Origin of the sequence: Brucella grignonensis (assembly GCF_002252505.1) — a bacterium.
Classification (GTDB): Bacteria; Pseudomonadota; Alphaproteobacteria; order Rhizobiales; family Rhizobiaceae; genus Brucella; species Brucella grignonensis.
Genome location: NZ_NNRL01000148.1, coordinates 225,099 through 243,185, shown reverse-complemented (window position 1 = coordinate 243,185; position 18,087 = coordinate 225,099). Strand labels below are relative to the sequence as shown.

Here is an 18,087-nt window from a genome sequence, read left to right as displayed (position 1 = left end):
AGTTGAGTGTTCTGGAAAAGTTTTGTTGTTCTAATCGGAGGTGGCGGGCGACGTAAATAGCCGCCTCGCCCACTGCAAAATCAGCCGCCGATGCGACCAGTGATGGCGACCTTAAAAGTGCGCCCCTTTGCCTGCTCGATGTCCGTGCTTGTGGCCCAACCGGTCTGTGCATCGGTATAGGCTTTGTTGAAGAGGTTATCGACGCCGAAGTCGAGCTTCACACTGTCAGTAATCTGCCAGTTGGCGAAGACGTTTACGAGATCGACGCGCGGATAGACTTTGACGCCACCCGTTGTAAGCGCACGATTGACCTTGCCGATGCTTTCATATTCGACACCGTAAACCAGCTTTTCTTCAAAGGCCTTCAGGCCCAACGTTGCACTGAGATTGTTGAGCGGCGTGTTGCTCAGGCTTTCGCCCTTGTAAACACCATCCTTCATTTCCGCGTTGGTATAAGAAGCCGCGAGGTTCACGTAGCCCCACCAATTGTCATAGGTGCCTTCCAGCTCGACCCCGCGCAGACGTGCATCGCCGACATTCTCAGACGTCGTCACACTGCCGGTCTTGACGGTGTTGATGTAATTCTCGACGTCGGTATGGAAGAAGTTGAGCTTGGCACGGACTTGATCGCCCGTGTCCAGAATGCCATCCTGACGCAGATTGACACCCAATTCATACGAAGTTGCCACTTCCGGCTTGAGAAGCAGGTTCGGTTCATATCCTGAACCGTGCGCTCCGTTCTGTCTGAACATGTCCTGCATGTGAGGAACACGATATCCTTGCGAATAAAGGCCGTAAAACTGAACACCATCCCACGGCGTCACACCGACGCTGAAACGCGGCGAAACGCGATTGCCATCGACGCTGACATCTTCCGAAGGCAGAACATTGGTGGCCTTGGTCGTGCCGTCGAGACGGTAGCCATCGTAACGCAGGGCACCGATCAGTTCGAGCCACTTCTGATAATCACCCTGCCACTGGATAACGCCGCCATAAGCCTGCTGTTCACCGTTGCCGAAGTTGTCGGTGTCAGATTCACCGCGCATCTTATAATAGTCCACGCCATAAGTGAGCGTATGGCTCATGGCCGCCGTTTCAAAGCGTGAACTGTTATAGGCACGGAAACCAGCTGTCGAAACATCGTAGTAACGGGTCTTGCCTATGTTGGCCTTGGTCCAGACCTGATACTGGTCATTGTCGGTATCGCTGTAATAGGCATTAACCGACAGATCCCAGAATGGATTATCGTCAGGCTTATAGGTGTAGTTGCCGGTATAGGTGCTGACATTCGTTTCAGCATTATAGCGAGACAGTGTGCTGGAGGTAGATCCGCTGCTGCCCGTCATGATGTCGTTATATTTCTGGCGCTGGAAACCGAGTTTTACCTCGTGACCGTCTGCCGGTCGGATTGTAATTTTACCAAGGCCACTGACGACACGTTCACCAGTCCAGCGCACGACATCGCCGTCACCATTCTTATAGGCATCGCTATCACGATAGTTGATGTTGCCAATCACATCGAAGTTCGGATTGAGGCGATAGGCGCCGACTGTGCTGGTCATCCAGCCATTTCCGTTACTTTCGTAACGCAGCTTTTCGCTCAGCGCCCAGGTTTCGTCGTCGCGCAGGAAATCACCCGCATCCTTGGTTTCAAAAGCGACGAGACCGCCGATACCACCAGAACCGTATGCATTGGAAACAGGTCCGCGAATAACGGTTACCTGCTTAAGCATTTCCGGGTCGATATAGAATGAACCTGAGCCGTGACCGACACGCCAATAGTCCTGACGTGCGCCGTCAATCGTTACTGCAACACGACCATACTCCTGAAGACCGCGAATATTGATCGATGTCGCGGGGTCGTCTCCGTTCAAGGACGCATGCACGCCGGGTGTCGAACGGAAAATGTCAGCGGCCGTCGTTGCCTGAATGCGATCAAGCTGCTGCTGCGTGATGACACTCGTGGATGCCATGGCATCAATGGCAGCCTGGTTCTGAATATTTGGGGAAATGGTAATTGTATCGAGCTGGAGTGCCTGCTCTTTCTTTTGAGTCAGCTGATCCGCCTCTGCTGCTTTTTGATTCTGAAAAGTTTGTCCAAAAGCGGGCATCGCCGCCAGAAGACTCAAGCCAATTGCTCCGCCCAAAACTGTTGTTTCCAACAGATAGCTGCTGCATCTCGACTTCATTTTCATTGCAACCCCCGAATTGGCTTTCACCGTCATGCCATTAAGATGATAAAAAGACTCATATTAATTGGAGGCTATATTAATCATGATATTATTAGTCAACTTTAATTATGCAAATGTGGAGAAGGAGTATGCATTGGTTGTAAAATGCTAGGCGTCGTGCAGGTTTAATCGATTAAAGAATGGAGCATTAATTTCACGGATGAAGATAGGGCTTCGGGATGATCAGTGAAATTTTTTACATGCCAATTAAAAAATTACTAAATGCTAGATTGGTAATGAAGACTTCGAAAGTAGAACTTCATAGCTATTTTATAGCAGTGTTCACACCTACATTAATTTCAGTAATTTCTGAAAATTAGAGTTGAATATTAAGGGGTTGCTTTTTGATCTCTTGCCGTTATTGTCGGCTCCACTTGGAGGAGGATAGAGCCGCCCCAGCGCGTATATCGCTGCGGGGCGGTTTCTTTTTTAAGCTATTCATAAATGCATAACTGCCTTGCAGCATCGCCTCTTGTAAGTGGCGGGTCCCGCTCCTATCTTGGGCTTGTTCAGTTTCACTCCTCCTCCCAGAAACTGAACGCGAAGCGCGACACTCCTCCTCCCAGTCGCGCTTTCCAGATCAGCCCGTTGCACACTCCTCCTCCCAGTGCAGCGGGCTTTCTTGTTTTTAAGCCCCTGCATTTCCCGAGTGTTTTGTCAGTCAGCTCGCTTCTCTGGAGCGATCTCTTTCTTCTGTTCTTGTGCGAGGAGTGACCAGCCAGCGATAAACATGGCGGCGATCATCGGGCCGACCACAAAGCCATTAATTCCCACCAGCGAAATGCCACCGATCGTCGAGATGAGTACGACAAAATCGGGCATACGTGTGCCTTTGCCGACCAGCGGCGGGCGCAAGAAGTTGTCGATCAGGCCGATTACGAAAACACCTACGAACACAAGGATCGCCGCCTTTATCCAGATGCCGTTGACCATAAACCAGATGGCTGCCGGTCCCCATACGAGAGAAGCGCCGACAACAGGAAGCAGCGAAAAGATCGTCATCATCACCCCCCAAAGCAATGCAGCCTCAATGCCAAGAAACCAGAAGGTCAAGCCGCCAAGCGTTCCTTGAATAAGCGCTATGATGATGTTGCCTTTAACAGTGGCGCGGATGACTGCGGTAAACTTTTCCAGAATCTGGCCTGTATATTCATCTGTAAGAGGAATAGCCTGACGAATTTTGGCGCCCAGCTCTGCGCCATCGCGGAACAGGAAAAACAGCAGATAGATCATGATGCCGAAGCTGATGAAGAACTGAAGCGTATTCTGACCAAAGCTGACCAACTGGCCTGCGAAGATTTGACTGCCTTGCAAAATGGCGGATGAAATGCGCGAACGCCATTCCGCAAAACTACCAAGCTCAAAACGGACCATCCATTCTTCAAGGGAGTCGGGTAACGCTCCCAGAATGCTGGTTATGTAGCTGTTCAGATCGAACTCACGGGTGCTCAGTCGCTGATAGAGCGAGTTGCCTTCCTGAACCAGCGATCCAAAGATCAAAAGCGTCGGAATGATCACCAAACAAATGCACATCAACACTGACAGCAGCGCGGCAACATTGCGTCGCCCACGCAGAATCCGCAACAGCCATTGTTGAACTGGATAGAAAATGACCGCGAGGATAACGCCCCAAAGAACTGCAGAATAATAAGGAATAAGCAGCCACGTGAAGGCGATAGTGACCAGAGCCAGAAGAATATAGAAACTTACGCGCTGGATTGACATGAGATCTCTTTGGTCTGGAGTTTTTATCAAACGTGACTGCAATTCATTTCGCATCCAGCAAACCCTAAAGCATTTGAGCCAGAAGTGCGAAGCGGTTTCGTGGAAGACAAATAGGTTACACAAACAAATAGAGTGAATTCAACGATTCAATATTGGATGAAATTGTCTCCTGACTGAGCCTGTATTTTTCACAGGCGATGGTTGGACGTAAGCCATTAGAAATGAAGTGTTTTATCCCTTGCTAATAAGCATTGTGATCACGTTGCCACCGTTTTGTTTATGATGATAATTAATATTGTTGACAATTTTTTAGATGTGACGTTCAATCCATCATGCTCTTCTCCATCAAACGAGAGAGGGGTGATTTAAACAAGGGGAATAAAAATGTTTAACAGACGCGCAGTTATCAAAACTGCGGCGCTGGGCGCCGTTTCACTTTTTGCGCTCATGTCCGCCAATGCCTCCCAAGCAGCAGACAAAGAACTCAAAATCGGTTTTGTCGGTGTAACCAGCGGGCCCGCTGCGGCATGGGGCACTTCTAACGTTCGTTCGATGCAGGTACGTGCAGACTGGCTTAATGAGTCCGGTGGCGTAAAGATCGGCGATGATACTTACAAGATCAACATCGTCACATTCGATGATCAGAAAGATCCCAAGCGTGCCATTGCCGGTATGGAAAAAATGGCTCAGGAAGGTGTGCATTACGTCGTAGGGCCAAATGTTGATGACGGTGCCGCTGCCGTGCGACCGGTGGCCGAATCCAAAGGGATCATCTACTTCCCTTATTCATTTCCGAAAGAGCTTTATACGCCCCCAGCATCCAACGCTGTTCTGGGCATGATCGCGAACTATCAGTCCGGTCCGGCCATCTATAAATACCTCAAGGACAATAAGGGCATTAAGAGCGTCGCATTCGTTGCCGCCAATGAATCCGATCCGCTGAGCCAGCGCGATAGCGGCATCGAGGCTGCCAAGGCTCTTGGCCTTGAAGTCGTCTCTACCAGCGATGCCTACCAGAACGACACCCGCGATTTTACGCCTGTTTTGACACCTATCATCATGCAGAAGCCCGATCTTCTGGTTCTTTCAGGTGTCGCACCAGGCAATGCACCACTTCTCATCCGCGCCGCGCGTGAACTCGGTTATGAAGGTTTCATTTCGACTGAAACCGCACAGGATGCTAAAGTTCTTGAAGAAGGTGCCGGTGAACTTGCGAATGGCTTCATTTCTGTAGGTGGTGCTTCGACGCCGGAAATCGCGTCTGACACCATGAAGGAATTCGTTGATCGCTACACGAAGGCCTACGGCGAGTATAATGACGAGTCCAACACCAAGGTTTATGCGCTCGACTATATTATCGAAACGATCAAAGCCAATCCTGCTGCAATCGATAATGTCAAAGAATTCATGAAGACCATGGATACATTCTCCGCAAAGAACCCTTTCGTGAAGGGGGACGATGCGAAGTTGACTTATGTTGGCACGACGTCGTTTGGCCAGAAGCGCCAGATCGGCATTCCGATGGTTGTGACAGAGTACAAGGACGGCAAGTTTGAAACGCTGTTCGTGGCGAAGGTCGATTAGAGCGCGCTTCGATCTGATTGGATCAGATTGACGCTCTAAATATTTGTTTTAACGCGCATCTTTTTCCGAAAACTGTTTCACACTTTTCAGGATGCGCTCTAAACGAACTGCACTCAAGCAATAGCCTGATGCGGCGTTGATATAGTCCGCGTCAGGCCTCCCAACCGTAAAGAACTGTCACGGAGGCTTTGGCTTGGCCCTGTCTCCGCAGGGGGAGTCTGCCTTCATGGAACAAGTTATAGCGAATGGGCTATATCTCGGTGCGCAATATGCACTGATCGCGTTAGGATTGACGCTGATCTTCGCACTGATGAACGTCCTCAATTTCGCACACGGCCAGATGTATGTGCTCGGCGGCTTCGTCACGTACACAGTCTACGGTCAGCTCGGCTTGCCGTTTGTCGTCGCCTTGCTCGCGTCTGCAGTCACATTGATGATTGTCGGCGCATTGGTTGAAAAGCTGTTGTTCAGGCCGGTCATCAAGCGAAGTCTGAGAGATGAAAGTACCATGCTGCTTGCGGCAGCGGTCGCTTTCTTTCTCGATGCGATCATTCTTCTGCTTTTTGGCGAAAAGCAGCGCGGCGTGCCAAAAATCATAAACGGTGTCTTCGTTTCTGATTGGCTGATAATGCCTTATGACCGCATGTTGATCGGCGCACTCGCCGTCATCTTCATCGCTGCTTTTGTTCTCTTTATGCAGTTTACGAAACCCGGCCGTGCAATGCGCGCGCTCGCCCAGGACCGCGTGGCTGCGCAACTGATGGGGGTGAATGTTGACCGCTACTCCATGATCGGCTTCGCAATGGGAGCTATGCTGGCAGGCCTCGTCGGTGGTCTGCTGGTTGCCATTACCGGTGTTAATTCAGGTATCGGTGGAGCAATTTCCATCAAGGCTTTCATGATGGTGATGATTGGTGGCGCAGGTGTCGTCAGCGGCGCAATTGCGGGCGGCTTCATCCTAGGCATGCTGGAGTCGGTCGGCCTCACTGTGCTGCGTCCTTATGGTGATATCACCTATCTCGTCATCTTTGCCGGGCTGATGGTCTTCCTCAGTCTCCGCCCGAATGGGCTTATGGGCAAACCTTGGGGCTGATGGGGGCAATCATGACAAAGACAACAAAACTCCTTGGCGTCGTTGCCTTTCTCGCACTCGTGCTGATCGGCATTCCGCTGCTCATTGAAGTAACCGGACGCAACGACCTTTATTATACACTGACTTCGGTGGCCTTGTTATCTATCGTCAGCGGTGGTGTGTGGCTTACCTTCTACATTGGCCGCATCAATATCGGCCAGGGCGCCTATGCGCTGATGGGGGGCTATGTTTCGGCCATTCTGATGGTCAAATATGGCTTTTCTTTCTGGCTGACATTGCCATTGGCTGGTCTGTTCTGTGCCTTCGCCAGCATCCTTATCGGCATACCAATCCTGAGGCTTCGCGGTGTTTACTTCGCTATGGTCACACTGGTGCTCACGGAAGTTGCGCGATTGCTGGCAATGGCCTTGCCAATCACCAATGGTGCGAAGGGCATGGTCAGCATTCCGATGCCCGGCGGCATATCGATATTCGGTGTGACTATCCTGCCGGATTTCGCAACACTACAGAACCCTCGTGCAGCTTTCTATTACGTGTCGGTCGTGCTGATGGTGCTCTGCTTCGCTGGACTTTACCGGCTTATTCATTCGCGCATCGGCGGGCTTTGCCAGTCGCTGCAACAGAACGAAGAACTCGCCTCCTCAATTGGCGTCAACATTACATATCTGCGCGTACTGGCCTATGCCATTTCCTCTTTTCTTGGTGGTCTTGGCGGTGCGATGTTTGTGGCAATCTCGCAGTCCATCTATCCTTCGAGTTTCACTGTTACGGACTCCGTCAACTTCATGCTCAACTGCTTCCTTGGTGGGCTTGGCTATGTTTTCGGGCCAATCATCGGCACTTTTGTCCTCTATTTCGGTTGGGATTTCCTGTTTCAGACCGGAAAATTCCAGCTCCTTATCTTCTCAAGCCTGTTGATCATTCTGATGCTGTTCCTGCCTAACGGCCTGCTCAGCCTTCGACTGACTGGCAAGAAAGGATCGAGATCATGAGTGCACTTCTCGAAGTCAAAGGGCTGACCAAGCGTTTTGGCGGGCTTGTGGCAGTCAACGACGTTTCCTTCTCGGTCAAGGAAAAGGAAATTCTATCAGTGATCGGGCCGAACGGGGCCGGAAAGTCGACACTTTTCAAGCTAATCGCATCCTTCATCACACCCACGACCGGTGAAGTGCGCTTTAAGGGTGAACGTATATCGGGGCTTGCTCCACATATTGTTGCCCGTAAAGGCGTGGTTCGCACGTTTCAGGAAACGACTATCTTCAAAGGCATGACGGTACGTGACAATGTGATTGTCGCTCATCATCTGCGCGCCAAGGCAAGTTTCCTCGGATGTTATGTCGGCACGGGGCTGGCTCGACAAGATCAGGAGGAATTTGGCCGTTCTGCCGACGAAATTCTGGACTTTCTGGGGCTTGGCAGTCAGCGCAATGAAATTGCCCAGACCCTTCCTCATGGTCATCTTCGCGCACTTGGTATTGCGATTGGACTGGCCACGGAGCCTAAAATCCTGCTGCTTGATGAACCTTTTGCGGGCATGAACCACGATGAGACCGTCAAAGCAGTGGAAATGGTGCGTGCCGTGCGGGATCGCGGTGTCACAGTTCTTCTCGTTGAACATGATATGCCAGCCGTCATGAATATCTCTGATCGGATCGTTGTCATCAATTTCGGTCAGAAGATTGCGGAAGGCACACCCAAAGAGATTCAGGAGAACGAGAAAGTCATCGAAGCCTATCTCGGCGCAGAAGACGAAACGATTGGATACTGATCATGACAGAGCTTCTGAAAGTCAACGATGCCGAACTCTATTATGATCACGTCTATGCCCTTAAAGGCGTTTCGCTGACGGTCAATGAAGGCGAGACCGTCGCTCTCATTGGTGCAAACGGCGCTGGAAAATCCTCAATTCTGCGAGCGATTACAGGGCTGAACAAATTGCGCAAAGGCGAGATCTATTTTGAGGGACGTCGCCTTGATGGCACGCGTTCGGATACGATTGTTGAGATGGGTATTGCGATGGTGCCCGAGGGACGCCGTGTCTTTCCATATATGAGCGTGCGCGACAATCTCCTGATGGGAGCCTTTACCCGCTCCAGCAAGGCAGAAATTGCCAATACGCTGGAAATGGTGATGGGCCGCTTCCCACGTCTGAAAGAGCGCTATTCGCAGGCAGCAGGCACTATGAGTGGCGGTGAACAGCAGATGCTGGTTATCGGGCGCGCGCTTATGGCAAAACCCAAATTGTTGCTTCTCGATGAACCATCGCTCGGCGTCGCACCAAAGCTTGTGCAGGATATTGCGCGTTCGATTGTAGCCATCAACCGCGATGAAAAAGTGAGTGTTCTGCTCGTCGAGCAAAACTCGCGCATGGCACTTCGTATCTCGCAGCGGGCTTATGCCCTCACCACCGGTAAGATTGTGCTCTCCGGCAATTCAGAAGAACTCATCTCGGATGAACGCGTGAAGAAACTTTATCTGGGGGGCGAAATCTAAGTTGCGACACCGGATCAGCAGCCGTGTCGTGGGGGCAAGGCACGGCTGCTTGAATTCTGCTTTGAGGCATTACTATGCCTAAAGAATTTTTAGAAATCGAGATCAGGATTTCTGCTTGAAAACAATAACTTGAAGCGCGAAGTGAATATTACAAGGGCAACGCGCTTTAAGCCATCAACAACGATAAAAAAAGATGGTTTGAGGAAATGGACATACTTGTCGTCAACCCGAATACGACCGCTTCTATGACGCGTAAAATCGGCGAAGCCGCGCGAAGCGTAGCAATGGCCGATACCAATATCATAGCCGTTAATCCCAAAGACGGCCCACCCAGCATAGAAGGTTACTTCGATGAGGTTTTTGCAATTCCTGGCATGATCGGCGAAATGCAGAAGCACTCGTCAGCCGATGCTTGCATGATAGCTTGTTTCGACGATACGGGATTGGATGCTGCACGCTGTGCCAGCACAATGCCTGTGATTGGCATTGGTGAGGCTGCTTTCCACATGGCGAGCCTGATTTCAGGCAAGTTCAGTGTGGTAACCACCCTCTCCCGCTCTGTGCCCGCTATCGAGCATAATCTGGTACGCTACGGGTTGGCGACACGTTGTGCTCGTGTAAGAGCCAGCGATGTTGCAGTATTGGAACTCGAAATTCCCGGTTCTGATGCACGAAAACGTATATCAGATGAGATAGCGCGTGCGATCCGCGATGATCATGCGGAGGCGATTGTGCTTGGCTGTGCGGGCATGGCTGATCTCGCTGCTTCCTTATCGCAGGAACATGGTTTGCCGGTGATCGATGGCGTGACGGCTGCGGTCAAACTCTGCGAAGGGCTGGTAAGTCTGGGTTTGAAAACATCCAAAAGAGGCGGATATCTGCCACCGCGGACAAAGACCTTTGAAGGGATGTTTGAACCATATTCACCAGGGCGGTGAGTTGAGCATAAAGGTGATGTATTGAACCCATGTTGTAGATCAAATTGCCGAATTTGTTGACAATTATTGAGGTGAGTTCGATATGTACATGAAAAGCTCTGAAGGCCCTGCATGTTTGCAGGGCGTCCTGTGATCTGAATAACCTGGCATCCGGATACAAATGATTTTTTTTGGCTCTAACGCACCAGACACGGCTGAAAACGGCAATAATAATGGGGCGGCACGCTGGCATTCCGTTTATCAGGGCTTGCGTGATGCAATCGTCAGCCATCAGTTGCTGCCTGGCACCAAACTGCCGGAAGATGAGCTGGCAACGATCTATTCCGTCAGCCGCGCAGTTGTGCGATCAGCCTTACAGGCACTATCGCATGATCGGCTTGCACGCCTAGAACCCAACCGCGGCGCATTTGTTGCCGAACCCTCGCGGGAAGAAGCACGAGAAGTGTTTGAGGCTCGCACCCTGATTGAGCCCGAAGTCGCAGCCCTTGCAGCCAAGGTGGCAACAGCGGACGACATTGCCAGGCTTCGCAAGCATCTCGATGATGAACATGCCGCACTTCATGCCGGTCGCGACAGCGATGCGATCAGGCTTTCGGCTCGCTTTCACCTCGATCTTGCAGAGATTGCAGGACATTCCATTCTGGCGGGCTTTGTCGCCGAACTGTTGCCGCGCTCATCGCTGATCATCGCGCTTTATTGGCAGCGCCGGGAAACGACTTGTGAAAGCCATGCACATAATGCGCTTGTTGATGCTATTGAGCAGCATAAGATTGAGGAAGCGGAATCCTTGATGAAGACGCATATTCTGGACCTGCTCGCAGGTCTCAATCTTGATCGCATGGAAAAAGAACAGAAGCGCCTTTCAGACATTCTCCGTTAAATAAAAAGGCTGATCTTTGATCAGCCTTTTTATTAGAATTAACGCAGAAAGCACTGATTTTGTTCAACAATATTCAAACCCAATGATTGCCCATATAGCACTCCGATGCCTTCTGTAGCGGTTGATAATCCCACGGATAATACGCACCGTTGCGAAGTGCTGGATAAACCACATGGTGCCGCGCCTGACTATCGTAAAGCTCATGATCCCAGCGTTTCTCGGTCTGGCGGATACGCGCACAAGCAAGAAGGGCTATTGGCTGGCTTTTAGAGCTCGTTTCGATCTGATTGGATCAGATCGGCGCTCTAAATATTTGTTTTAACGCGCATCTTTTTCCGAAAACCGTTTCACACTTTTCGGGATGCGTTCTAATCCCGATAATTCGGCCACGAGTAAGGCTTTGTGCATGGAATTGCTCGAATCCAAGTCGAACCTATAGAAACCTGAATCCAAGGCCTGAAATCAGGGCTTTGACATAACGCTGTTTTTGAAAGTTACCATTGAGCGATATACGCTTTATAGCGGTAGGCTTCAAAGCGTCTGATCGCTGCAGTGCAGCTGGCCGGGTCGTGACGGCGGCCAGAAAGCCAGCCTTTGCTGTCATCTCTATCTCACGCTCGCCGACGGCCGAGCACCATCCGTAGGGATATGAGAATGATTTGGGACGATAACCGACACAGCGCTCGATTGCAGCTGTCGATCCATCTATTTCGAGGGCAAGACGCTCTTCGTTCACGCGGCGAAGATTAACATGTGTGATTGTGTGTCCGCCAATATGAACGAGCGGATCGCTCGCCAAGGATTGTAGCTGTGCGTAGTCCATCACCAGTTCGTCAACAATGGCACGAGGATCAACACTGCACTGCGTGGTTGCAAGTTCGTTGATGCGACGGACAGCGTCATCTTCTTCACCGTTACGCACGAACGTAGTCAACCGGTCGAATGCAGCATATTTTTGCGCAACCGTTTCAGTACGCATTTTCTCCAACCCTTTGCCGAAATCGAACCTGATCTGCTGCGTATTCTTTAAAAGTGCCGCAGCCGTTTCCCACCAGATTGTGTGTGTTCGGTCGATAAAGCCCATGGTCGGAAAAACCGTAAATGGAATACCAAACTTACGGAAAATTGGGGCAGCAGCCGTTATGTTGTTTCGATAACCATCGTCGAATGTGAAAGCGACAAACTTTCGATTATCCGAGCTATTTGCGAGTAGTGCCGGTAAATCATGCACGTGAACGGGCGTCAAACCAGCTTCAAGCACCGTTTGAATTGTCTCTGTAAGAAATTCAGGTGTAATGGACAAAAAGGAATTGGGCCGAAATTTATCGGTCTGGTCTGGGCCAACGTGATGCAGTGTAAAGACTACGCCTCGCCCGCCAGCAGACGGAACCAATTTGTCCAGGCGTGAAAAGGCAATTGCGTTCAATCCGAGCCGGATTGCTGAGTAACGCATATTTCGCCTGAAAAACTGCAAACACACCATGCTTGAAAAAGACCCCCGCGCACTGACATACCCCAAGACTACAAGAATGCAAGTTTCGTGTTGGACGCTTGTGCTTCTTTGAACTCTTGTTGCAGCCAGTCCATGAAAACTCGTACGCGTGGCGAAAGCTGGCGCTCACGCCTGTAAAGCAGGGAAACAGGCGTCGGCTTTGGAGGAAAATCCGCAAGTACTTCAACCAAATCGCCGGATTCCATCAGCTTTATAACGTGATAGATCGGAACCTGGATCAACCCCAGGCCGAGACAAGCAGCCGATACATAACTCTCAGCCGCATTGACTGACATGGGTGCAGGTAAGCCGACCTCCACCACCCTGCCCGCGACGGTAAATTCTAAAGGCAGCAATCCGCCGGTTGATGTTGACTGAAATCCGACCATACAATGACTGTGGGCCAAATTATCCGGATGTGTGGGCGTGCCGTGGCGTTCCAGATAGGCCGGAGAGGCGAGCGTTATCTCTTTCAGCAAGGCGACACGGCGAGCAATCATGTCGCTATCCTGTAATGTTCCGGCTCTCAGTACGCAATCAATACCCTCGCGGACGAGATCGACGAAACGGTCGCCTTCGCTCATGTAGATTTCAATTTCGGGGTAGGCTTCGAAGAAGCGTGGCAGCGCTGGCAGCAGAAAATGACGGGCAAGCGTGCCATGCACATCGATGCGCAATGTTCCTTTAGGCTTGTGTCCGGCAAAAGCACCTTCTGCGTCCTCCAGTTCGTTGAGAATAGATAAGCAGCGCCGATAATAGGCTTCACCGTCAAGCGTTGGGCTGACATGGCGAGTGGTGCGTTGAAGAAGGCAGACATCAAGACGTTTCTCCAGCTGCTTCACCGCATCAGTAACAGTCGACCGCGGCAGTCCCAAATCTTCAGCAGCAAGCGTGAAACTACGGCGTTCCGCAACTCGGGTAAAAACCCGCATAGCATCAAATCGGTCCATAATATTATTCGCTATTTTCGGATAGTGATGCTGAATTATGCATGATTATCCGGATTTACAAAAGCGTTATGTTTGTCTCGAATAGCGCGCGCACCGCTATTGATCGACGCTCGACATTTATTTTAATGCGTGTCGCCTCTCAAACTTCTTTGAAAGGCGCGCCAAAGGAAAGCTAAGTTCATGCCAGCTAACAATGACAGGGTTGCAATCGTTACAGGTGCATCACGTGGCATAGGCGCTGCTATCGCGCGTCGATTGGCAACGGATGGTTTCACCGTTATCGTCAATTATGCAGGCAGTAAAAATGCGGCCGAAGAATTGGTGGCCGAGATTATCCAGTCCGGCGGCCAAGCCGTGACACATCAGGCTGATGTGAGCGATGCAGCAGCTGTAAAACGCATGTTCGAAAGCGCTGAAACTGCCTTTGGTGGCGTCGATGTGCTGGTCAACAATGCTGGTATTATGAAGCTTGCTTCTATGAAGGATGGCGACGATTCAGTCATCGATAGCCAGATTGCGATCAATCTCAAAGGCAGTGTCTATACAATGCGGGAAGCAGCTCAGCGCTTGCGTGACGGTGGGCGCATTGTCAATTTCTCGACAAGCGTGGTCGGATTGAAGCTTGAAAATTATGGTATCTATGCCGCAACGAAAGCCGCCGTTGAAACATTGACAGCAATTCTCGCGAAAGAGCTACGTGGCCGCGACATCACGGTCAATGCGGTCGCTCCGGGACCAACAGCAACAGAACTGTTCCTGAACGGAAAATCCGATGAATTGATTGATCGGATGGCGAAAATGAACCCGCTGGAAAGACTTGGAACGCCCGAAGATATTGCTGCGGCAGTCGCATTTCTGGTCGGTGAAGACGGAGGCTGGATTAACGGCCAGGTTTTACGCGCCAATGGCGGCATGATCTGACACCCATCAGATAAATGAGCGAGGGTTTTCCCGCGCTCATTGCTGTGGTTCAGGCTTTGCCCGTCGTGGCATTCCAAAGCGGTTCGGCAATCTTGACCATGAAAAACACAATCAGTGAACCGAGCACAAAACCGAACACGCCATCTGCGAAAGCTGTTGCAAACCAGTTTACGGTGCTGGCCAGACCCGCTGACACATAAGTTGCAAGGTTGGCGGCGTTTTCCGTAATCCATGCAAAAGGCTGATGAACACCCAATTCGTGCAATCCATGGATGAAAATATTACCTCCAACCCAGAGCATTGCGGCAGTTCCAATAATTGTAAGCACAAACAATAGCTTGGGAACCGCACGAACCGTAAGGCGCCCCAAAGCCCGCGTTGCCGAGAGGCGACCCTTACGCGCCAGTAAGACACCAAAATCATCAAGCTTCACGATAACTGCTACAACACCATAAACCAGCACCGTAATCATGATGCCGACGACTATAAGTGTGGCAAGCTCAATCCAGATTGAGTTGGTTTCAATCATCGAAAGAGCAAGCGTCATGATTTCTGCAGAAAGAATGAGATCGGTCTTGATTGCGCCTGCAACGCGTTTTTCTTCAAGTGAAGTTGGGTCCTTATCCTCTTGTGCTCCATTTTCATGATGCTCTTCACCCGGAAACAGTTTGTGCCAGACTTTTTCGGCACCCTCAAAGCACAGATAAGCACCGCCAATCATCAAAAGGGCTGTAATTGCTATCGGCAGAAAATAATCGAGTGCCAGAAGAACAGGAATAAGCAGCGCTTTATTTCGGAGACTTCCCATCGCGATTTTGCCGATCATCGGCAATTCACGTGCGGCGGTTATACCAACCACATAGTTGGGAGTGACTGCTGCATCGTCAATCAATACGCCAACGGTCTTGCTGCCAGCTTTCGCGGCGTTCGCGGATATGTCGTCCACTGATGCAGCTGCGATCTTGGCGATTGCTGCAACATCATCCAGAAGGGCCAGAAATCCGCTCATATAGTTTCTCCGCTCAGAGCATTTCCAGCAAAAGTGCAAAGCGGTTTTGCGTGGGATAATGCGTAAAAACAAATAGTTACGGCAATTACATAGTTCCAGTCTTTACTGGCCCCCCTGTAACGCTTCATCGTCTGAGCGCCGGGCCCGCTGTCACACGGCGTGGATGACGCTTGTATTAGCTCTACATTGCAGACTCGCACATAGTTCGGCAAGCCATGCGCCGCGCGCATCTCGTGGCTTTGCAGTGGCCGGACGTGCTCTCGGTTTACATATTCAAATGAAAAAAGGCGGCTAATGCCGCCTTCATTGTTTCGAAACGAAGAGTTGTTTTTGGTTTTACCGCGCTACAAGAATGCTGGCGATAAGACCAGTTGCAGCGGTCACCAGCAGATATTGATTGTCAACCTTTACCCAATGCTGGCCGCGACCCGGCTTGCGAAGGCCATAGCGTTTGTAATCGCGAATTTCCTGGTGGCGCTGCCAGTCGTTGTAGCGTTCACCGCGCGACCAACGCTTGTGTCCCTGATCCCGACGATCATGGCGCTTAAATTCCTTACTATGCGACGGACGAGCAGGTTCCGCGTGGTTGTATCCCGGCTTGCGCGGCTGATGATAATCCTGAGCCTGTGCAAGTGGCGCGCCGACAAACGAAAGGGCAATAGCGGCGAGAACGGCTTTCTTAATCATGGGACACTCCTTTTGTGTTGATGCAAATGTATCGTCGCCGGAGTGAACGCGAGATGAATGGAGAAGGATCCAAACATTAAATAAAATCGATGTGATCAAAATGGGAATCGGGCGACATTCAAAGCTAACGGCCTTCAATGTCGCCCTTGGAATGCGCGCCTCATACTACTCATACCAGAAAAAGCACGAGCGGTACGAGGATAAGAAATGCAGCGGCAATGCCTGTTTCAATCTTTGAATATAGTAGCATGTCAGCCTCCATTATGGTTAACGACAGGTAAACAACGCAGCCACCGCGATTTGGTTCAATCGGACCTCAAAATATAGTGGTTATGCCAAAGCGTTTCCGCTCCTGCCCTACAGCTATCACGTCAATCGGAACGAGCCTTATGAAGGTGGCTTGCGAAATTCGAAAGAAAATTACACCAAAAAAGGGTTATTCCTGAACGATCACGGCTATTTACGACTTAAATATTTCCAAATAATATTTTAATATCAATGTTGAGAGTATGGGTAATAATGAAAATTATAAAAATAACATTTGCTATTTCTGTTGAAATAGCCAGTTTTACAAACGCAGATGATCTAGTATTTATTCCAAGTAATGGTAAAAACTCGGTTCTTGCTCACTTTTACACTTCCAATGTTGGCGTTAATGACTGGGAAGGTGATGTTTTTGGGCAGGAGATCCTCAATCCGGGCGAAACGATCGCTGACGGTCGTCGCGTGTGCAAATGCGACATGCGTTTCGAGTTTCGGGATAGCGATGATCTCGACACCATGACAGACACGCAGGATCTCTGCAAACTCAGTACCTATACCATCGAGGAGCGGGCTTAATCTTGGGCGGGAAAGCAGCTGAGTTTTTCAGCTCGGTCGTATATCGCTATTGCTGTCATATTTGAGCTGTTCTTTTCGTCGCTTTCCCAATTCTGCAAACCTTCAACTTGTTCGGGAAATATGCTTATTTCGGTTAAGCATGAACAAGGCATAGCATGACAGATATTTTCACGCCCGCAGTCCACACCCGCAAGAAAAAGATCATTGTTTTTGATACCGAAACGACGGGGCTATTACCGTATGATCGCATCATCACGCTTGGCGCGGTGAAGATTGAAGGCGATGAGCTCCTAACGCAGTCACTCTATTTGATTTTCGATCCCAGAAAAGACAGTTCACCACAAGCTGAAGCAGTTCATGGCTTCGACAATTGGATGACGCGCTATCAGGATTATTTGCCGATCTGGCAAGTTCATTGCGGCAATGGTTCGGCTGGGCAGACGAGCTGGTGGCTCACAACGCTGAATTTGATATGCGTTATATTCAACGGGAATTCCGCAAAGCCGAAGTTCCGATGCTCAACCAGCCGGTCTATTGCACAATGGATGGCGCCAGACGGCTCTGGAGAGGCGAATCCGCCAAGCTGGACCATTGTGTTTCCAAAATCGGTTTATCGCGTGTGGGAGTTCGCCATGGGGCTCTGGAAGATGCTTATTTGACGGCAGGCCTTTATTTGCATCAACAGGGATCAAAATTGTCGATACCGCCAATCAATGCTTGGCAGGAGCCAAACAACCTTAAGCCCTATCCAAGTCGTCCTTTCGGACAACTTCCACGTCGAGCACCAAAGCGCAGGCAGGGTGACGTCAATCTGTCTTAAATTTTATGGCGACTGTCTTACTGCCCCGAGGTGAATGAGCCATATTCCTGTAATTGCTTTGTGCGAGCCTCAATCACGCTTGCTCTGCAACTAGGATAATGCAGCACCTGGCCTTCCCTGCCCCAATCGCCGTTTGTGTAGAAACTGCAGGACGACTCCTTATAGCTGTTCCATAAACGCTGTTCAGCCAGCAGGTCGGTTTTGGTTTGCCCATTAACCTGGCCATAGATCTTCTTCCAGGTCGCATTCAGCTTGCTGTCGGCGCGCTTTAGCAACTCACCACCACACTGTCCCCACGCAGTATTGGTTCCGTCAGACTGATCAATACACTTATCATAGAGATTATCCGCGAAAACCGGCGAAGCGGAAAAAGCAATAATGGCGACGAGGAATGACCTTCTCATGATGTTCACCCGATTGATCT

Annotated in this window: 16 protein-coding genes and 2 pseudogenes; 10 read left to right on the top strand and 8 right to left on the bottom strand. The window is 50.4% G+C overall.

Annotated elements, in window-relative coordinates; genetic code table 11:
• Positions 1 to 80 precede the first annotated feature (80 nt).
• Entirely contained in the window at positions 81 to 2,129 is a 2,049-nt protein-coding gene (locus tag CEV33_RS04220) for a TonB-dependent hemoglobin/transferrin/lactoferrin family receptor (RefSeq protein ID WP_235818360.1), read from the bottom strand.
• A gap of 759 nt (positions 2,130 to 2,888) precedes the next feature.
• The gene (locus CEV33_RS04210; RefSeq protein ID WP_094539179.1) at positions 2,889 to 3,956 is read right to left on the bottom strand and encodes an AI-2E family transporter; all 1,068 of its coding nucleotides are present in this window, start codon (positions 3,954 to 3,956) and stop codon (positions 2,889 to 2,891) included.
• 384 nt (positions 3,957 to 4,340) lie between these two features.
• Here CEV33_RS04210 and CEV33_RS04205 point away from each other — a divergent pair, with 384 nt between their 5' ends.
• The 7 genes from CEV33_RS04205 to CEV33_RS04175 all read left to right on the top strand — a co-directional run bounded on the left by CEV33_RS04205 (position 4,341) and on the right by CEV33_RS04175 (position 10,944).
• Positions 4,341 to 5,540: an ABC transporter substrate-binding protein gene (locus CEV33_RS04205; protein ID WP_024896229.1), complete on the top strand. Its 1,200-nt coding sequence runs from the start codon at positions 4,341 to 4,343 to the stop codon at positions 5,538 to 5,540.
• Between the two features lie 226 nt (positions 5,541 to 5,766).
• Positions 5,767 to 6,633 carry a branched-chain amino acid ABC transporter permease gene (locus CEV33_RS04200; RefSeq protein ID WP_094539178.1) on the top strand — a complete coding sequence of 289 codons (867 nt, stop codon included), beginning with the start codon at positions 5,767 to 5,769 and terminating at the stop codon, positions 6,631 to 6,633.
• A gap of 11 nt (positions 6,634 to 6,644) precedes the next feature.
• Positions 6,645 to 7,625: a branched-chain amino acid ABC transporter permease gene (locus CEV33_RS04195; protein WP_094539253.1), complete on the top strand. Its 981-nt coding sequence runs from the start codon at positions 6,645 to 6,647 to the stop codon at positions 7,623 to 7,625.
• Positions 7,622 to 8,401, top strand: coding sequence for an ABC transporter ATP-binding protein (locus CEV33_RS04190; protein ID WP_094539177.1), 780 nt, complete (start codon positions 7,622 to 7,624; stop codon positions 8,399 to 8,401). The genes CEV33_RS04195 and CEV33_RS04190 overlap by 4 nt, the downstream gene beginning before the upstream one ends.
• Before the next feature lie 2 nt (positions 8,402 to 8,403).
• Entirely contained in the window at positions 8,404 to 9,126 is a 723-nt protein-coding gene (locus CEV33_RS04185; RefSeq protein ID WP_024896233.1) for an ABC transporter ATP-binding protein, read from the top strand.
• A 206-nt stretch (positions 9,127 to 9,332) separates the two neighbouring features.
• A complete protein-coding gene (locus CEV33_RS04180) occupies positions 9,333 to 10,064 on the top strand; it encodes an aspartate/glutamate racemase family protein (RefSeq protein WP_094539176.1) in 732 nt (243 codons plus the stop codon).
• Between the two features lie 160 nt (positions 10,065 to 10,224).
• The gene (locus CEV33_RS04175; RefSeq protein WP_094539175.1) at positions 10,225 to 10,944 is read left to right on the top strand and encodes a GntR family transcriptional regulator; all 720 of its coding nucleotides are present in this window, start codon (positions 10,225 to 10,227) and stop codon (positions 10,942 to 10,944) included.
• A 38-nt stretch (positions 10,945 to 10,982) separates the two neighbouring features.
• Here the strand turns inward: CEV33_RS04175 and CEV33_RS24415 are convergent.
• From CEV33_RS24415 to CEV33_RS04160, 3 genes and pseudogenes are all read right to left on the bottom strand, one after another.
• A pseudogene (locus CEV33_RS24415) lies at positions 10,983 to 11,158 on the bottom strand (choline-sulfatase); the annotation flags it as partial.
• A 219-nt stretch (positions 11,159 to 11,377) separates the two neighbouring features.
• The gene (locus CEV33_RS04165) at positions 11,378 to 12,397 is read right to left on the bottom strand and encodes a polysaccharide deacetylase family protein (RefSeq protein ID WP_235818359.1); all 1,020 of its coding nucleotides are present in this window, start codon (positions 12,395 to 12,397) and stop codon (positions 11,378 to 11,380) included.
• Between the two features lie 68 nt (positions 12,398 to 12,465).
• Positions 12,466 to 13,386 carry a LysR family transcriptional regulator gene (locus CEV33_RS04160; RefSeq protein ID WP_094539173.1) on the bottom strand — a complete coding sequence of 307 codons (921 nt, stop codon included), beginning with the start codon at positions 13,384 to 13,386 and terminating at the stop codon, positions 12,466 to 12,468.
• 180 nt (positions 13,387 to 13,566) lie between these two features.
• Here CEV33_RS04160 and CEV33_RS04155 point away from each other — a divergent pair, with 180 nt between their 5' ends.
• Positions 13,567 to 14,307 (top strand): SDR family oxidoreductase, encoded by a 741-nt coding sequence (locus CEV33_RS04155; RefSeq protein WP_094539172.1) that lies wholly within the window; start codon positions 13,567 to 13,569, stop codon positions 14,305 to 14,307.
• A 49-nt stretch (positions 14,308 to 14,356) separates the two neighbouring features.
• Here the strand turns inward: CEV33_RS04155 and CEV33_RS04150 are convergent, their stop codons facing one another.
• On the bottom strand, positions 14,357 to 15,316 hold the full coding sequence (locus tag CEV33_RS04150) for a DUF808 domain-containing protein (RefSeq protein WP_094539171.1): 960 nt from the start codon (positions 15,314 to 15,316) through the stop codon (positions 14,357 to 14,359).
• 336 nt (positions 15,317 to 15,652) lie between these two features.
• Positions 15,653 to 16,003, bottom strand: coding sequence for an RcnB family protein (locus CEV33_RS04145; RefSeq protein ID WP_094539170.1), 351 nt, complete (start codon positions 16,001 to 16,003; stop codon positions 15,653 to 15,655).
• A gap of 519 nt (positions 16,004 to 16,522) precedes the next feature.
• Between CEV33_RS04145 and CEV33_RS04140 the strand changes: the two genes are divergently transcribed.
• The gene (locus CEV33_RS04140) at positions 16,523 to 16,843 is read left to right on the top strand and encodes a hypothetical protein (RefSeq protein ID WP_094539169.1); all 321 of its coding nucleotides are present in this window, start codon (positions 16,523 to 16,525) and stop codon (positions 16,841 to 16,843) included.
• A 155-nt stretch (positions 16,844 to 16,998) separates the two neighbouring features.
• Positions 16,999 to 17,663 (top strand): annotated as a pseudogene (locus CEV33_RS04135) (3'-5' exonuclease).
• Positions 17,664 to 17,680: 17 nt separating this feature from the next.
• Here CEV33_RS04135 and CEV33_RS04130 read toward each other — a convergent pair.
• Entirely contained in the window at positions 17,681 to 18,067 is a 387-nt protein-coding gene (locus CEV33_RS04130) for a lysozyme inhibitor LprI family protein (RefSeq protein WP_094539168.1), read from the bottom strand.
• Positions 18,068 to 18,087 lie beyond the last annotated feature (20 nt).

Bases quoted from the DNA above. Each gene is read 5' to 3' on its own strand.
- CEV33_RS04210 (WP_094539179.1), bottom strand. From the start codon at position 3,956: ATGTCAATCCAGCGCGTAAGTTTCTATATTCTTCTGGCTCTGGTCACT.
- CEV33_RS04205 (WP_024896229.1), top strand. From the start codon at position 4,341: ATGTTTAACAGACGCGCAGTTATCAAAACTGCGGCGCTGGGCGCCGTT.
- CEV33_RS04200 (WP_094539178.1), top strand. From the start codon at position 5,767: ATGGAACAAGTTATAGCGAATGGGCTATATCTCGGTGCGCAATATGCA.
- CEV33_RS04195 (WP_094539253.1), top strand. From the start codon at position 6,645: ATGACAAAGACAACAAAACTCCTTGGCGTCGTTGCCTTTCTCGCACTC.
- CEV33_RS04190 (WP_094539177.1), top strand. From the start codon at position 7,622: ATGAGTGCACTTCTCGAAGTCAAAGGGCTGACCAAGCGTTTTGGCGGG.
- CEV33_RS04185 (WP_024896233.1), top strand. From the start codon at position 8,404: ATGACAGAGCTTCTGAAAGTCAACGATGCCGAACTCTATTATGATCAC.
- CEV33_RS04180 (WP_094539176.1), top strand. From the start codon at position 9,333: ATGGACATACTTGTCGTCAACCCGAATACGACCGCTTCTATGACGCGT.
- CEV33_RS04175 (WP_094539175.1), top strand. From the start codon at position 10,225: ATGATTTTTTTTGGCTCTAACGCACCAGACACGGCTGAAAACGGCAAT.
- CEV33_RS04165 (WP_235818359.1), bottom strand. From the start codon at position 12,397: ATGCGTTACTCAGCAATCCGGCTCGGATTGAACGCAATTGCCTTTTCA.
- CEV33_RS04160 (WP_094539173.1), bottom strand. From the start codon at position 13,386: ATGGACCGATTTGATGCTATGCGGGTTTTTACCCGAGTTGCGGAACGC.
- CEV33_RS04155 (WP_094539172.1), top strand. From the start codon at position 13,567: ATGCCAGCTAACAATGACAGGGTTGCAATCGTTACAGGTGCATCACGT.
- CEV33_RS04150 (WP_094539171.1), bottom strand. From the start codon at position 15,316: ATGAGCGGATTTCTGGCCCTTCTGGATGATGTTGCAGCAATCGCCAAG.
- CEV33_RS04145 (WP_094539170.1), bottom strand. From the start codon at position 16,003: ATGATTAAGAAAGCCGTTCTCGCCGCTATTGCCCTTTCGTTTGTCGGC.
- CEV33_RS04140 (WP_094539169.1), top strand. From the start codon at position 16,523: ATGAAAATTATAAAAATAACATTTGCTATTTCTGTTGAAATAGCCAGT.
- CEV33_RS04130 (WP_094539168.1), bottom strand. From the start codon at position 18,067: ATGAGAAGGTCATTCCTCGTCGCCATTATTGCTTTTTCCGCTTCGCCG.